The sequence below is a fragment of the Sinomonas sp. P10A9 genome (assembly GCF_041022165.1).
Lineage (GTDB): Bacteria > Actinomycetota > Actinomycetes > Actinomycetales > Micrococcaceae > Sinomonas > Sinomonas puerhi.
The window spans coordinates 3,780,088-3,794,662 of the sequence record NZ_CP163302.1 but is presented as its reverse complement, the minus strand read 5'-3'; the positions used below and the strand labels follow the sequence as shown (position 1 = coordinate 3,794,662).

Below are 14,575 nucleotides of genomic sequence, written 5' to 3'. Positions count from 1 at the left end.
CACCAGCCCACTCGGGTGGTGCCGCATCGTGCGGCCAACAGTGCCTAGCGTGTTGGGCTGACGGTGGCCTCGTAGGTGAGGATCTCCGTGCCGTTGCCCTCGTCACCGTTGTCAGGCGCGACCTTGAGCGTGAGGTGGTCGCCGTCCGCGGTCATCTTGAAGGGATTGCGGGTTGCGACATGGCCGGCAGTGGACCACTTCTGGAACGGGACCTCGCGGATCACGCTCTGGGACGTCAAGTCGATCATCGCCATCCCGCCCAACTCGTAGGTTGCGCTGCTTCCCCCAGCGGCCGGGGTCTGGGGAAGGTTCGTCACGCCCCCGCACAGCATCTTGGAGTTCGGCACGTACTGGCAGTCCTGGTAGTCGATGAAGAAGTTCGGGTTGTCCCACGTGGCCAACTGCTTGCCCTGGAGGTTCCATTCGGCGAAGCGGCGCGAGCCCCAGGTATTGCCCACAAGGTGGCCCGTCTGCAGATCCCTGACGATGCCGCCGAAGTGGTCGGGGACCTCGAATTGCTTCTGCACGTCCAGGGTTCCAGCGTCGACCCGGTAGATGATCGCGCTGCTGTTGGGGCGGTACTGGGCCACAGGAACCCACACGTTGGTCCCGTCGAAGTCGATCCCACCCGGGTGGTACATATCGCCCTCCCCGAGGGTGATGTCCTTCTGGAGGCTGCCATTCCGGTCCATGACGAAGAGGTGGCCCACTCCCTTGCCGGGGGTGCGGTCGTAGCCGTTCTGCGGGGTCGGGTACTTCACGGTCGGCTCGAGGATCTGGACGGCCGAGAGGAAGATGTGGTCCGGGCTGAAGGCGATCCCCTCAGTGTGGTAGGTGGGAAAATTCAGCTTCAGCTTGCTGGTAAGCTGCCAGCTCGTGCTTCGGCTCACAGCATCGAAGTCGGTGGCGAGGGTCGTTGTGACGTCGTGGTGGTCGATGTTCCCTGACGGCTGGCCGGCCGCTTGTGCGGCAACGGCGCCCCCTGCCGTGAGAGCGATGAAGGCAGCCATTCCGGCCGCGATGATCTTGCGCTGACGTGTCCTACTCATGAGGAGCCTCCGTAGACGGGGTTCGCAAGGGGCCGACAGTGCCGGTCCATGAGCATGTCCTAGCATTCACGCGTGAACGCTGGACGAACGTGCTATGAACGCACAGCGCGCCCGCAGCACGCACGGGGGAGGTGAGGCGGCGCCGTCATACGTCAGAGAGCGTACGCTCGTGTCATGCCGAAGAGCCGCACGCGCAAGCCGAAGAACACCCGCCCGCGCACCGCGACGCCGCTAGGCGAGTACGAGCGCCGGCGCCGGAGTGTCGACCTCATGGTGGACCGGCTTACCCCCGACTACATCGCATGGGCGTCCCAGGGCGAGGATGACCTCTCCGCCTTCGCCACGGGCCAGCTGCTCGTGGTGAAGATGTTCGTCACGATCGTCTCGAGCCTCGGCAAGGGAGCCCCGACCCTGCGCCTCGACCCTGATCAGGTGGCCGGCTTCCTGCCGCCGTTCCTCGACGACGTGGCGGCCTCCGCGGATCCGGAGGACGCGGCCGTCGACGACCAGAGGTACGTGGTGGGCACGCTCGTTGACTGGCTCAGCTTCCTCGAGGAGACCGGCCGGTGGGAGGGGACCGCCGACGAACTCGAAGCAGTGGCGGAGGTCCTCGACACCGAGGCGGAGAAGCTCGGCGGGATTGTGGACGCGAGCCCCCGAGACGGTCTTCCTGAGGCGACCGAGGAGGAGGCCGCCGAGTTCGCCGCGAGCGCGCCGTTCGTGCAGCACGCCCGCGCGCTCCTCGGCTGGCTCGGCGCCGGACGCGAGACGACGCCGGACGCCACGCTGTCCGAGGACTCATTGGCCGCCGCGGCCGAGATCGTGGGCTCCCCCGACCGGGCCCGTCGACTGTGGGAAGCCATGGTCAACGCCGAACTCGTGGACGTCACAGGCGGGTCAGCGCGGCCCGGCGAGGGCGCCGCCGATCTGGGGAACAGCGATGGGCTGGGGCAGCTCGAGGCGCAGTTCCTCGGGACCGAGATCGTGGTGGCCGCATGCACCGACGGGACGCCCGGCACGCTCGAGGGCGAGACCGCCGCGGTCCTCACGACGATCCTGACCGCCGCCGTCCACCAGGAGCCCTTCCCCCTCGACGACGTCGTTTCCCTGGGGGCCGACCCCAGCAGCCTCAACGAGCACGGGGATGACCTGGGCGTGGAGGAAGAGCTCGGCCCCGACGCATCCCAGCAGCTCAAGGGGCTCTCCGAGGGGCTCCTCACGGAGATCCGGGAGCTCGAGGCCCTGGGACTGCTCGACACCGCTGACGGCATGGTCAGCGTCCCAGTCGCCGCCCTCGACGCCGTCTACGACGCGGTCGTGGACTACGAGGGCGGCGAGGCTGACGACGAGGACGAGCAGCCGCTCGACTACGCCGTGCTCGACGAGGACGGCGGGGAAGCCGCCGACGACGCTGCGCTCGAGCTGGCCGACCACCCCGAGGACGCCGGGGAGCCGGAGGCCTGACTCAGGCGTTCCCCTCCTGCCGGCGCACGCGCTCGATGTACGGGCGCGACCTCTCGAGCCCCGACTCGAGCGCCTGGACCGTGCTCTCCATGTTCTTGGCAGCCTGGGAACGGAACGTGTCGATCGCGTCCATCGTCTGGTAGATGTTCGCGAAGGCCTTCTCAAGCGTCTGGACCGAGACGCCCGAGCTGGACGCCTGCTGGTGGATGCGCGTGGTCTGGTCCTTCAGCATCTCCGAGGTTCGCAGGATCATGTTGTTCGTCGTCGTGTTGATCGCGTCGATCTGGTCGAGCACGAGCTTCTGGTTGGCGAGCGCCTGCGCGACGATCACCGCCGTGCGGAGGGCGCTGATCGTCGTCGTGCGGGCGCGGTCCACGCCCTTGATGAGCTCGGTGTTGTTCTTCCGGATCAGGTCGATCGCGAGGTAGCCCTGCACTGACACGGCCAGCTGCGTGAGGATGTCCTGACGGCGCTGGCGCACGGGGAACAGGACATCCGACTCGAGGTGCTGCGCGTGCTCGGTCTGGCCGTTGCGGCGGACTTCCTCGATCTTCTCGACCGTGGCCTTGTCCAGTTCCTGGGCGAAGACGGCGTACTCGGAGAGCTGCTTCATGACCTCCCAGAGGTTCGTCTTCTCCTCGGCGAGCGACGCGTTGTCCTTCATGAGGGCGTCCTGGCCGGACATGAGGGCCTTGATGATCTTGTCCAGCTGTGTCTGGGCTGACTCGTAGCGCTGGAAGTAGCGCGCGAGCTTGTTGCCGCCCGGGACGAAGCCGAGGATCTTCCGGCCCGCGCCCAGCTCCTGGTTCGGAGTGAGGTCCTCGACGGTGGTGCGCAGCTCGCCGAGGGTCGAGGCGACGTACATCTGGGCACTGTTGCCCGACTTCTTCGCGCTCGCGCGCGACGTGTTCGAGTGGTCGAGCATGCGGTTGGAGGCGTCCGAGGAGGCGACCATCTCCCTGCCCGCGAAGCGGTTGAGGCCCTCGACCTTCTGCTGGAAATCGGGGCTCCGCGAGTCCATCGCCGCGATCTCCGCCACGAAGGCCTTGGCCTGGCTCGCGATCTCGGACTGGCGCTCGCTGCCGACCGGGACCATCCCTGCGGCTTCCTCCTCCTTCACCACGGGCGCGGAGTCGGGTGCCTGGAGGACGAGGGCGTCCTGGGACTCGGTGGGGTCTGGTGGGGTCAGGGAGATGGACATCGCGAAGGCTCCTACAGGTGGAGGGTGGGCCGGATATGGGGCGGGTACTGCCGCGGGGACGTCGTCAGCCGAGGTTCACGCCGAAGTCGGTGGCGACGCCGGCCAGACCGCTCGCGTAGCCCTGGCCGACTGCCTTGAACTTCCACTCGCCCGCGTTCCGGTAGAGCTCTGCGAAGATCATGCACGTCTCGGCGGCGGCATCCTCCGAGAGGTCATAGCGAACCACCTCGGCGTTCGAGGCCTCGTTGACGATGCGGCAGTAGGCGGAGCGGACCATGCCGAAGTTCTGCCGGCGGGCCTCGGCCTGATCGATGCTGACGACCACGACGATGCGCTCGATATCGGCCGGCACGTTGACGAGGTGGACCTTGATCTGTTCGTCGTCGCCCTCGCCCTCGCCCGTGCGGTTGTCGCCCATGTGCTCCACCGAGCCGTCGGCCGACTGCTTCTGGTTGTAGAAGATGAAGTCCGCGTCGGAGCGGACCTTGCCGTTGGCACCCAGAAGCAGGGCCGAGGCGTCCAGGTCGAAGGCGTCGCCCGTCGTCGTGCGCGGGTCCCATCCGAGGCCCACGATCGCGTTGGCCAGACCCGGGTCGGTCTTGGTGAGGGAGAGATTGCCGCCCTTGGAAAGGGTCAGTCCTGCCATGTCATGCTCCTTCGGGATTGAGGTCTGGGTCCTGCCTGTGCCGCGGCGGTCAGTCGAGGACGATGCCGTAGTCGGTGGCGACGCCGTGGAGGCCGGACGCGTAGCCCTGGCCCACCGCGCGGAACTTCCACTCGTTCCCGTGGCGGTAGATCTCCGCGAAGATCATGCACGTCTCGCTCGCGGCGTCCTCGGTGAGGTCGTAGCGCACGACCTCCTGCGCGGTGGAGTCGTTCACCACGCGGCAGAACGCCCCGCGGACCATGCCGAAGTTCTGGTGGCGCGCCTCGGCCTGGTCGATCGAGACGACGATCACGACCTTCTCGATCTCGGGCGCGATCTTCGTGAGATCGATGAGGATCTGCTCGTCGTCGCCCTCGCCCTCGCCGGTGCGGTTGTCGCCCTGGTGGACTACCGAGCCGTCCTTGGACTCGAGCTGGTTGTAGAAGATGAAATCGTCGTTGCTGCGGACCCTTCCGCGTGCCGAGACGAGCAGGGCGCTCGCGTCGAGATCGAACATCTCGCCCGCCGTCGTGCGTGGATCCCAGCCGAGGCCGACCATGGCCCGAGTGAGGCCCGGATCCGCCTTGGTGAGGGAGAGGTTGCTGCCCTTGCTGAGGGTGAGGCTTGACACGATGCTCCTTGCTGCGGGTGAGATTGTTCGAACGTCAGGTCGCTATTGGGCCAGGACGGCCGTTGCGGGGGCCACGAGATCGCCGACCGTGCGGCCGTTGGCCGGCCGGCCGATGGCTGTGAACTTCCAGCCTGCACCCTCGCGGGAGAGCTTGGCCATGATCATGGCCGTGTACGGGCCCTGGTCGGTCAGCGTGTAGCGGGCCACTTCCGGGCTGCCGCCTGCGGAATCGTCGATGACGCGGCAGAACGCGTTCTTGATCTGGTTGAACGTCTGCTGCGAGTAGCTCGTGATGACGAAGACGATGTGCTGCACGGCTCCGTTCACGCTCGGCAGGTTGACCATGATGGTCTCGTCGTCGCCGTCCCCCGCGCCGGTCAGGTTGTCCCCGGTGTGCCGGATCGACCCGTCCTTGCTCGTGAGCTGGTTGAAGAACACGGTGTCGAGGGCCTGGCCGCCTGCGTTGTACAGGATGGCCGAGGCATCCAGGTCGATCTCCGTGGCGCCGCCGCCGAAGAGGCCCCCTAGGAAGCCCTTGCGGGGCTGCTCGACGGCGTCCCAGCCGAGGCCCAGACGGACCTGGGCCATGCTCGAGCCGTCCTTCTTGGTCAGGGAGAGTCCCTGGCCCTTCTGCAAGCTCAGTCCCACAGTGTGCTCCTTACGTTCGTCTCTACAGGGTGCGGTTGATACGGTGCGGTTGGTCGGGCCCGATTACGTGGTGTGTGCGGGCTCGGGCTCTGATGCCCTTTGCTTGTTCCTCCGGATCGAGGCCAGGAAGGCGGCGCCGATGAACAGCACGCCTATCAGGCCGGTGACGATCTCGCTGACCTCCACGCCGATCGTGATGAGGAGGATGACGGCGAGCGCGCCGATGGCCCAGTGGGCGCCGTGGTCGAGGTACTCGAACTCGTCGAGCGTGCCCTGGCGGACGAGGTATACGGTGAGCGAGCGGACGAACATCGCGCCGATGAGGCCGAGGCCGAGGGCGATGATGATCGGATCGGACGTGATCGCGAAGGCGCCGATGACGCCGTCGAACGAGAACGACGCGTCGATGACCTCGAGGTAGAGGAACAGCATGAACGCGGCCTTCCCCGCGACCAAGACTGCCTTGCCGGGGCCCTTGCCATGCGTGCCGCCCGCCATCGCGGGAATGTCGTCCGCATCGATCTCGCCGCTCACGTCGGTGTCGAAGAGCTCCCCGAGGCCTTGGACAAGGAAGTAGGTGACCATGCCGAAGATTCCGGACATGAGCACCGGGCCCTGAAGCTCTGAGCCGCTGAGCAGGCCGATGAGGGCGAGGGCGAACAGGCCGACCACGAGCGAGGCGCCGTTCATCCTGCCGACTTTGGCCAGCGGGATCTCGAACCAGTGCAGCCACTTGATCTCGCGCTCCTCGAAGAAGAAGTCGAGGAAGATCATGAGCAGGAAGATGCCGCCGAAGGCAGCGATCTGCGGGTGGGCGTGGTGGAGCACGTACGCGTAGGTGCCCGGCTCGTTGATGGGGCCCTTGGCGAGGGCGAGCTGGACGGCCTCGACGGGGTTGAGTTTGGCGGTGAGCCCCACGATCAGGAGCGGGAAGAGCACGCGCATGCCGAACACGGCGATGACGATGCCCACGGTGAGGAACATCTTCTGCCAGAACGGGTTCATCCGCTCGAGGATGCGGGCGTTCACGACCGCGTTGTCAAAGCTCAGGCTCACCTCGAGGACGCCGAGGACGAGCGCGAGGAAGAGGGCCTGCGGGCCCCCGTAGAGGAAGGCCGCAACGAGCGCGACGGCGCTCACCCCGAACGACCATCCGAAGGTTCTTACAAACACGTGGGGCGCAGAGCTCCTCGTTCAGGCCCGGGGTGCCGGGCGGCAAATCTGTAGGCTGCGCAGCCCGAGGAGCGGTTCCCCCCGAGACCAGCCACGGTCATTATGTCGTGGTGGCCCGACAGTTCTGAACCCCGGCGGGCCGGAGCAGCCTCTGGGACTTCAACGGGGGAGCGGCGGGGAGGGTTCCCTGGCTGTGTTCCCATTGGAGAACTGCTTGTCCTCCACAGCGACTCCTGGACGGTGGCTCCTGGACCTCGCGTACGACGGCGCGTTGTCCACATACGCCCGTCTTCACCTTTCGCCCCGGTCGATTCGCACGCGAGCCTAGACCCATGTCCTTCCCGCTGCCGCACCCTGGACCTTGGCTCGCGAGCGATATTGCAGCCCGCCTTGGATCCAGTCGGGCCCCGGCTCGGCTTGTGTCATCCGGCGCTCTCCTGCGCATTTCCTATGGCGCGTACTACGAGGCGAAGGCATGGGAGTGCCTATCCGAGGAAGACCAGCACCTTGCCGTCCTCGCGGCGCACTACGCCTATCACTCGCGGCGCGGGAGGCCTGGATTCCTTTACTCCCACCTGAGCGCCGCCCGCGCATACGGCATCGATCTCTGGAATCCGGATGCCCTTGTTCATGTCATGGCCCCAACTGCCGTCGCCCGCGGGCGGCGGCGTGAGGATGTCGTCATCCATCGAGGGGAGGTGCCGCCAGAGCAGCGCGGATTCGTCGGCGGCCTCCCGGTGACGTCCCTCGAACGGACGATCGTGGACTCGGCCCGTGTGCTTCGTCCGGGGCAGGCCCAGATCGTCGTGGACCACGGGCTTCGCCTGGGCGCCGAGCCGGACGTCCTGCGCGAGCTGGTGGACACGGCTTCGGGACGACGGGGCGTGCTGACCGCACGCCGGGCGCTGGACCTGGGCTCCGGCCTGAGCGAGTCGGCAGCCGAGAGCCTGCTCAACTACCTTCTTGCCGGTATGCCGTTCCCCAGGCCCCAGCAGCAGATTCGGGTCGAGACCCGGTATGGCAGGCATCGGATCGACACAGGGTGGCCAGCCGTCCGCCGTGGCATCGAAATGGACGGCAGGAACAAGTACTTCGACTTCGCGCCGACCGACGACGTCATCTTCCGCGAGCGCCAACGCGAGAAGGCCCTCATGGAGGACGGCTGGCTCTTCCTCCGGCTCGAGTGGCGGGATCTCTTCCAGCCGACCGTGCTCGAGGCACGCATCACGAAACTCATCGCCTCGGCCGGACCCGAAGGGGAGGCGATGCTTCGGCGCGCTTCGGCGGGTGCAGCCTGATGCGGTCGAGCGTCGGTGAAGTGGCTGTTCTCTCTCCGCGTGGCCGTTCTCGACGGGTCGAGAACGGCCATCTCGGAAGAGAACAGCCATCCCGGACTAGCGCCCGAGCTGGCGCGGTCGAGGACGTCGCTAGACTGGGTAGCCGTGCCAGAAGCGACCCCAGAGCCCGACGTCCCCGTGATCGGTGCGCGCCCGGGGCAGGTCGCGTTCGCCGCCGCGACGCCGTCCGCCCGAGCATCGGTCCCAGAGCCCGACGTCCCCGTGATCGGTGTGCGCCCGGGGCAGGTCGCGTTTGCCGCTGCGCCGCCCTCCGCTCGAGTACCCCGGACTCCCGGCCGGCGGCCCGCTGCGGCGGGGACCCCGTCGTCGTCCATGGCAACCCGGCTCGCGGACCTGGAGGCTCTCCACCGCGGACCTGCGTGGGCTCTCACCCGGTCGGCGCCCTGGACGATCGCCGCGCTGCAGATCGCGTTCACGCGCAACAGGCCCCAAGTGGAGCTCGAGACGTTCCATGAGGAGCTCGACACCTTCCTCAGCGACCTCAGGACGCACGACGCCGTGCTGGGCACCGCCCCGACGGCCGGCACCGCGGGCGGACGCGCCGTCGCGGATGACTGGACGCGCCGTCGTTTCCTCGCCCGCAGGTCCCAGGGCGGGCGGATTGTGTACGAGCTCACCGAGGCTGCGGCGCGCGTGCTCGCGTTCCTCGACTCCCTCTCGTCGGAGCGCTCCACGCTCACCGGGTCGCGGCTGGGCACCCTCCTCAACGACGTCGAGAAGCTCGCGCACGAGACCAACCCGGACACGACCGCGCGCATCGAGTCGCTCGAGGCGGAGATCGAGGAGCGGCTCGAGCTGGTGCGGGCCCTGCGCGCTGGGGAGCAGAGCGGCGGCCTCGACGACGACACCGCGCTCGAGGCCGCGGAGAACATCCTGGACCTCGCGGGCGGGGTGCCCGCGGACTTCAAACGGATGCGGGACCGCATCGAGGACTCGGTGGGCCAGCTGCGGAACCAGATCATCGAGGAGTCCCTCACCAAGGGGGCCACCATGGCCCAAGTCCTCGAGGCGGACAGGCGGCTGCGCGATTCGAGCGAAGGCCGGACGTTCCGCTCGTTCACGGCCTTCCTGGACGACCCCGAGCAGCAGCTGCGCTTCCGCGCCGCGATCTCGGAGGTGCTCGCGCGCGATTTCGCGGACGGCCTCGACCACGAGGAGCGCGAGACGCTCCGCAGCCTCGTTGCCGAGCTGCGCGAGGCCAACGCCCAGATCCAGCGCATCTACGGCAAGCTGTCGGAAAGCCTCAACACCTACATCCAGAGCGACGACTACCGCCAGTCCGTTCGACTCCGGGACGCCATACGTCACGCCGAGCAGGCCGTGCGCCGGCTGCCGTACGCCCGCGAGGAGTCCGGGTTCGCGCCCGCGCCGGAGCTGTTCGGCGCCGAGTTCGAGTCGCTGTCCATGGTCAAGCTGTTCGACCCCGATGAGCTCGCTCCGCCGCCACGGCTCGCCGAGCCGCTCAGTTTCGGCCGCGAGGAGCGGGCCCGCTCAGCGCGCACCGCGAAGGCGCGGGCAGCGACGCTCCGGGAGGCGGTCGCCGTAGCCCTCGAGGCCGGCGACGGTCATGCCGAGCTTTCCGACATCTGGCATCAGATGCCTGCCGAAGAACAGCACATCAACTCGATCCGCGCGCTGCTCGGGCATCTCCTCCAGTCGGGCGTGTCCTTCGACCGTGCCTCGTGGGCACCGCTGGATTTCGAGCAGGTGGACGGGACGCGCCGTCGTGCGTTCGTCCCCAACGCGACGGTGACCCGCCAACCGCGCGACACCCGCCCTCCCCGCGAGCAGGAGAACTAGATGCATCCCACCGAGGTCACCCCTAGTGGCGCCGAAGTCACCCCGTCTGACGCCGAGGTCACCCCCGGTGCCGCGCTGTACGACGGCGACACCGGCATCCTCCCGCTCAGAGTCCGCCAAGTCCTCGTCCGCCTCCTCAAGGGCCCCTACCTCGACGGCGGTCGCGACGAGAAGGCCTGGACCACGCTCCTGGACCACCAGGACGTGCTCCGCTCGCGCCTGTCCGAGCTGTTCCTGCGGCTGGCGGTCGACCACGAGCGGAAGATCGCCGTCCTGCGTCCTGTCGACCCCGAGCTGCTCGGGACGGCATCCCGCGCCACGGTCCTGCGCCAGCAGCGCGCCCTGAGCCGGGTCGAGACCATCCTCCTGCTCCGCCTCCGCCTGCTCCTGGACCGGCATTCCACCGCCCAGACCGAGCCGACGGTCACGCTCGAGGAGCTCGCGGACGTCGTCGCCCACTATCAGCCCGCAGAGCAGCAGGACGCGCTCCGCGACGCCGATACCGTGAACCGCGCCGTCGCCAAGCTCCAGGCCCGGCGCCTGCTCATCCCCACCGCCCTCGACGATGTCTACCTCATCTCCAACGCCCTCCCGCTCGCGCTCCCGTTCGAGAACATCGGCGACGTGACGCGTCATCTCGAGGCGGTCGCTGCCGCCGGGCCGGTGCGGGATGGCGGCCTCGCGCACGACGCCGGCCAGCTCGCCTTGGAGGTCGACGCCGCCGAGGACGTGGACGGGTCGGACGACCTCGAAGCCCCCGATCTCGAGGGCACAGGGGGTGACCTCGGGCTCATTGGGGGTGACGTCGGGCTCACTGGGGGTGACCTCGGCGTCGCTGGGGGTGACGTCGGCGGCACTGGGGGTGACGTCGGGCTCACTGGGGGTGACCTCGGCGACGAGGAGCAGGAGGCCTCCCTGTGAGCGTCGCCGCCATGCTCCCGCTCGGCACGGACATCAACCCGGGCCAGTACCGCCTTGCCCTCGTGCAGGTGGTCAACTGGGGCACGTTCCACGGTGCCCACACGATGCACGTGGACCGCGCGGGGACGATGCTCACGGGAAACTCGGGCGTGGGCAAGTCGACGCTGTTCGACGCGATCGCCCGGGTCTTCGATGCCCGCCCCCGCTCGAACGAGGCGGCCGCGGCGCGCACAGGCCACAGCGAGGACCGTCGCACCACGTACACGTACATGCGCGGCAAGGTCGGCGACGTTGCCGTCGGCGAGGGCCAAGCGAGCGCCTTCCAGCGGCCTGGGGCAACCTGGAGCGCCATCGCCCTCACCTATAGCAACGCCGCGGGTACCTCGTACACGCTCACGGCCCTCTTCGACCTGCCCAAGAACGGCACGGAGTCGAGTCTGGGCCGGTTCTACCTCATCGACTCGGTCCCGCTCGACATCGCGGCGGTCGAGGGCATCACCGGCACTGGACACAGCAGGAGCTTCACACGGTCCGCGCTCGAGGACCTCTTCCCCGACGCCCAGGTCTTCGATGTCCACAAGAACTTCGCCGAGCGCTTCCGCCGGCTTCTGGGCATCTCGAGCGACCAGGCCCTCCCGCTCCTGCGTGTCATCCAGGCCGGCAAGGGCCTGGGCGGCAGCGTCAACAGCTTCTTCCGCGACCAGGTCCTCGACCCGCCGGCCACGCTCGCGGCCGCAGACGAGGTGGTCGAGGAGTTCGGAAACCTCGTCTCGATCCGGCAGCGGCTCGAGGACGTGCGGCTCCAGCGCGACCAGCTCGCCCCGGTCCCGCAGCTCAACCAGGAGTACGAGGCCGCCCTTTCGGAGGCCGCACGGCTCCGGGAACTCGCCGACGAGCCGTTCGACGCCGTCCGGCAGTCCCACGCCGTCGCCGTCCAGGAACGCCTCATCACCGGCATCCGCCAGCGCGCGGAGGCCAAGGCCAAGGAGCTCTCAGCGGAGCGCCACCGCCGCGACGCGCTCGCGACCGAACTGCGTTCCCTCGAGGCCGAGTACAACAGCGCCGGCGGCAACCAGATCTCCACCCTCGAGCAGGCCCGCGACAACGCGACGATGGGCCTGCACCTGCGCCGCGAGATCGAAGCGGCGGCGAAGGCGGGGATGCACGACGCCGGCCTCGACGTCCCGTTCTCGGCCGAAGGGTGGGCGGCTGCCCACCTGCAGGCCGCCGAGGCCCTCGCACGGCTCGAGGGCGATGCGGACGCGCTGCGGGAGGCCCGCTTCGATGCCTTCGAGGCACATGCGACCGCGAAGCGCGAGCTCGCCCGTGCCCGCGAGGAGCTCGTCGCGATGTCACAGAGCAAGAGCCTCCTGCCCCAGAACGCTGTTGAGAACCGCGCAGCCATCGCCGAGGCGCTCGGCGTCGCCGAGGACGAGATGCCGTTCGGCGGTGAGCTCATCGACCTGGCCGAGGAAGCGGAGTGCTGGCGGCCGGCCGCAGAGCGGGCGCTGCGCTCTCTGGCCACGACCCTGCTTGTGCCCGGCGAACACTTCGCGGCAGTGACCCGCTGGCTGGATGCGAACCCGGTGCGGGGCGCCGTGCGCGCCGTCGACCTCTCCTCCCGTGTCCCGGGCGCCAGGCCCGCGCTCAAAGCAGTGGGGGAGCGGGACCTCTTGGCCAAGCTCGACATCCTCGATTCCGGCGAGCATGCAGACTCCGGCCGCTACGTCCGCGAGCGCATCGCGGTGGACTTCGCCTACGTGTGCGTCGAGGACCCGGAAGAGCTTGCGGGCCTCGAACGCGGCCTGAGCCTCGGCGGCGTGGTCAAGCGCGGCCAAGGCACGGTCGAGAAGGACGACCGCTTCGCTGCCCGCGGCGACTACGTCCTCGGGTTCGACAACGCCTCCAAGGTCGAGTTCCTCGCCGCGCGCATCCTCGACCTCGAGGCCTCGCTCACTGCCGCGGCCGAGGCAGCGCAGGCGAGCGAGGACTCGCACCAGGGCCTGTCGCGCCGGCTCGAGGCCTTGGGCCGCGTGGCCCGGGACGAGCGCGGCTGGGACGAGGTCTCCTCGAGCGCGGCTGAGGATGAGCTGCGCCGCATTGGGGCCCGACTCGAGGACGCGCTCGCGGCCCAGAGCGACCTCGAGCCGTTGCGCGCCAAGGTCGAAGAGGTGCGCGCCGAGCATCAGGCCTCCACCGAGGGCGCCGCGGTGCTCCAGAGCGAGTACCGCCAGCTCGACGCCCAGCTCTCGACCGCCGATCGCCTCCTCGAGGCCGCCCGGACCCGCCTCGCCGATGCGCCTCCGTCGGCCGCCGCGGCCGGGACGCTGAGCCCGCTGTTCGCTGAGTTCGGCGAGCCCGAGGACCAGCACGACTTGGAGCGGATCGCGGCCGAGGTGCACGCGCGGCTCGGCGCCCGCGTCCATGCGGCCGAGAGCCGCGCCCAGGCCGCCGCGGAGCGGCTCACGCGCATCTTCGAGCAGTTCCAGCGGGACTGGGGCTCGGCTGTCTCGGCGGACCACGGGACGTCGATCGGCGCGGCGAGCGCGTTCGAGGCACGCTACCGCCAGATCGTCTCCGAGGGTCTGCCCGCGCAGGAGGCCCAGTTCCGCGAATTCTTCGCCCAGCGCACGCACGAGTCGTTCTCGACCCTCCTGCACCTGCTCGACGAGGAGCGCCGCGGCATCGCGGCCCGCATCCTGCCGCTCAACTCGATCCTCGCGGGCGTGGACTTCCACGACGGCTCGTTCCTCGAGCTCGACATCAGGCAGACCGTCCCCGCGTCCGCGAAGCAGTTCAAGGACGCGATCGTCTCCGCGCTCAAAGCGCGCCACGCGCCGTCGTCCGCAGGTGCCTCTGCGGGCGCCTCTGGGGGCGCGGCCAGTACCGCGCACGACGTCGCGGGCTCGCCTCGCGCTGCCGGCGAGAGTTCGCAGGACGCGGACCAGCTCACCGTCCGCTACAAGACGCTCGAGGCGCTCGTGAAGCGGCTCTCGTCCCAGACGCCCGAGGACCGGCGCTGGCGGTCCGACGTCCTGGACACGCGCACGCACGTGTTCATCTCGTGCAAGGAGCACCGAGTGTCGCGAGACGCCGGGAACGGCACCCCCGAGGGCCCGCGGGACGAGGTATTCGTGCACGCGGACACTGGCTCGATGTCCGGCGGCGAGCGGCAGCGGTTCACGGCCTTCATCATGGCCGCCGCGCTGAGCTACCAGCTCGGGATCGCGGAACACGGGTTCACGGGCTACGGGACGGTCATGATGGACGAGGCATTCGTCCTCGCGTCCGAGGAGTTCGCCGGCCAGGGCATCGCGGCGCTGCACGAGTTCGGCTTCCAGCTCCTGCTCGCGGCCCCGGAGAACGTCATCGACCTTTCGCGGTACCTCGGGTCGGTGACCGAGATCCTGCGGGACAAGCGGACCAACCGTTCGGGCCTCATCGAGGGGCCGCCCGCCGGGACAGCCTCCAGTCCGGGGGATCCGGCGTCGCAGGCGAACCCCGTTGACATCGTGCTGCGCTGACGGGCCGCGCTGACGGGCCGCCCGGCGGGCTGCCCGGCGGGACCCCCGGCGGGGCCGGCCGGGCCCCGCGCGCGCCCCGGGCCCGGAGACCCCTCACCAAGGGCCCGTCGGGGCAACGTCCAGCAAGCTCGGAGACTGGCTCGCTACGGTGGGCCCGCGC

11 protein-coding genes are annotated in these 14,575 nt (G+C 69.1%); 5 read left to right on the top strand and 6 right to left on the bottom strand.

Annotation, left to right across the window (positions count from 1 at the left end; translation table 11 throughout):
• Positions 1-44: 44 nt before the first annotated feature.
• Complete coding sequence (locus AB5L97_RS17385) at positions 45-1,049, bottom strand: DUF6454 family protein (protein WP_369045611.1); 1,005 nt, start codon at positions 1,047-1,049, stop codon at positions 45-47.
• A 174-nt stretch (positions 1,050-1,223) separates the two neighbouring features.
• On the opposite strand from AB5L97_RS17385, the gene AB5L97_RS17380 reads away from it, so the two are divergent.
• Positions 1,224-2,513, top strand: coding sequence for a hypothetical protein (locus AB5L97_RS17380; RefSeq protein WP_369045610.1), 1,290 nt, complete (start codon positions 1,224-1,226; stop codon positions 2,511-2,513).
• Between the two features lies 1 nt (position 2,514).
• Here the strand turns inward: AB5L97_RS17380 and AB5L97_RS17375 are convergent, their stop codons facing one another.
• The 5 genes from AB5L97_RS17375 to AB5L97_RS17355 form a co-directional block, all read right to left on the bottom strand.
• The gene (locus tag AB5L97_RS17375) at positions 2,515-3,714 is read right to left on the bottom strand and encodes a toxic anion resistance protein (RefSeq protein WP_307956059.1); all 1,200 of its coding nucleotides are present in this window, start codon (positions 3,712-3,714) and stop codon (positions 2,515-2,517) included.
• A gap of 64 nt (positions 3,715-3,778) precedes the next feature.
• Positions 3,779-4,360 carry a TerD family protein gene (locus tag AB5L97_RS17370; protein ID WP_307956058.1) on the bottom strand — a complete coding sequence of 194 codons (582 nt, stop codon included), beginning with the start codon at positions 4,358-4,360 and terminating at the stop codon, positions 3,779-3,781.
• Positions 4,361-4,409: 49 nt separating this feature from the next.
• On the bottom strand, positions 4,410-4,991 hold the full coding sequence (locus AB5L97_RS17365) for a TerD family protein (RefSeq protein ID WP_307956057.1): 582 nt from the start codon (positions 4,989-4,991) through the stop codon (positions 4,410-4,412).
• 42 nt (positions 4,992-5,033) lie between these two features.
• The gene (locus tag AB5L97_RS17360) at positions 5,034-5,639 is read right to left on the bottom strand and encodes a TerD family protein (protein WP_369045609.1); all 606 of its coding nucleotides are present in this window, start codon (positions 5,637-5,639) and stop codon (positions 5,034-5,036) included.
• 63 nt (positions 5,640-5,702) lie between these two features.
• Positions 5,703-6,812, bottom strand: a complete 1,110-nt coding sequence (locus AB5L97_RS17355) for a DUF475 domain-containing protein (protein ID WP_307956055.1) — start codon at positions 6,810-6,812, stop codon at positions 5,703-5,705.
• A gap of 419 nt (positions 6,813-7,231) precedes the next feature.
• On the opposite strand from AB5L97_RS17355, the gene AB5L97_RS17350 reads away from it, so the two are divergent.
• The 4 genes from AB5L97_RS17350 (at position 7,232) to AB5L97_RS17335 (ending at position 14,415) form a co-directional block, all read left to right on the top strand.
• Positions 7,232-8,110 carry a hypothetical protein gene (locus AB5L97_RS17350; protein WP_369045608.1) on the top strand — a complete coding sequence of 293 codons (879 nt, stop codon included), beginning with the start codon at positions 7,232-7,234 and terminating at the stop codon, positions 8,108-8,110.
• 372 nt (positions 8,111-8,482) lie between these two features.
• Positions 8,483-9,970, top strand: coding sequence for a DUF3375 family protein (locus AB5L97_RS17345; RefSeq protein ID WP_369047468.1), 1,488 nt, complete (start codon positions 8,483-8,485; stop codon positions 9,968-9,970).
• A complete protein-coding gene (locus AB5L97_RS17340; RefSeq protein ID WP_369045607.1) occupies positions 9,971-10,891 on the top strand; it encodes a DUF4194 domain-containing protein in 921 nt (306 codons plus the stop codon).
• Positions 10,888-14,415, top strand: coding sequence for an ATP-binding protein (locus AB5L97_RS17335; RefSeq protein ID WP_369045606.1), 3,528 nt, complete (start codon positions 10,888-10,890; stop codon positions 14,413-14,415). Before AB5L97_RS17340 ends, AB5L97_RS17335 begins: the two co-directional genes overlap by 4 nt.
• Positions 14,416-14,575 lie beyond the last annotated feature (160 nt).

Bases quoted from the DNA above. Each gene is read 5' to 3' on its own strand.
- AB5L97_RS17375 (WP_307956059.1), bottom strand. From the start codon at position 3,714: ATGTCCATCTCCCTGACCCCACCAGACCCCACCGAGTCCCAGGACGCC.
- AB5L97_RS17345 (WP_369047468.1), top strand. From the start codon at position 8,483: ATGGCAACCCGGCTCGCGGACCTGGAGGCTCTCCACCGCGGACCTGCG.
- AB5L97_RS17380 (WP_369045610.1), top strand. From the start codon at position 1,224: ATGCCGAAGAGCCGCACGCGCAAGCCGAAGAACACCCGCCCGCGCACC.
- AB5L97_RS17385 (WP_369045611.1), bottom strand. From the start codon at position 1,049: ATGAGTAGGACACGTCAGCGCAAGATCATCGCGGCCGGAATGGCTGCC.
- AB5L97_RS17370 (WP_307956058.1), bottom strand. From the start codon at position 4,360: ATGGCAGGACTGACCCTTTCCAAGGGCGGCAATCTCTCCCTCACCAAG.
- AB5L97_RS17340 (WP_369045607.1), top strand. From the start codon at position 9,971: ATGCATCCCACCGAGGTCACCCCTAGTGGCGCCGAAGTCACCCCGTCT.